The sequence below is a fragment of the Neisseria sp. P0021.S007 genome (assembly GCF_051956855.1).
Genome location: NZ_JBQCXA010000625.1, coordinates 1 through 651, shown reverse-complemented (window position 1 = coordinate 651; position 651 = coordinate 1). Strand labels below are relative to the sequence as shown.

The 651-nt window shown below is 43.2% G+C and carries 1 protein-coding gene; it reads right to left on the bottom strand.

The window, feature by feature from the left end; all coding sequences use genetic code 11:
- Nucleotides 1–83: 83 nt before the first annotated feature.
- Nucleotides 84–651: homoserine kinase (gene thrB, locus ACTHUR_RS15020; RefSeq protein ID WP_440399405.1), on the bottom strand; the 568-nt coding region annotated here is incomplete at its 5' end.

Below are 651 nucleotides of genomic sequence, written 5' to 3'. Positions count from 1 at the left end.
CGAGACCTCCGTTTAGCGGTTCCGGCGGGGGAGGGCATTAGATAAAAGGCCGTCTGAATTTCAGACGGCCTTTTATCTATATATTATTTAAGAGTCAAGAGCAGATCCCTAAATGCATTTGGATCTTTAATAAACGTCATTTCTCCTGATTGAGGAAAATGGAAATCAAGTAGGCGTGATACCCAAAAACGAATACATCCTGCTCTTTGTGCAGTAGGGAAATACGCGCGTTCTTCATCAGATAATGGACGTACGCTTTCATAGCCGTGGATAAAGGCATCATAAAGGACAGGGTCTAACTTGTTATCAGCTGTTCGTGCCCAATCGTTAACTGCAATTGCCAGGTCGTACATGAAATTACCGTTACACGCATAATAGAAGTCGATAAAGCCGGAAACTTCATCTCCATTAAGCAATACGTTGTCCTTAAATAAATCGGCATGGATAATACCAGAAGGCAAATGCTCTCCCAGATTTTCATCTAAAGCGGCAATTTCAGATTGAAGCAGTGCGGCATCTTTAGAATCTAAAACAGGCAGCAACTGAGTGCAGGCATCGCGCCACCAGTCATCATAACGAGGGTTTTTCATTTTTAAAGGAAAGTCTTGACCGGCTAAATGCATTTTGGCCAGCATAGCACCGGTATGGAAG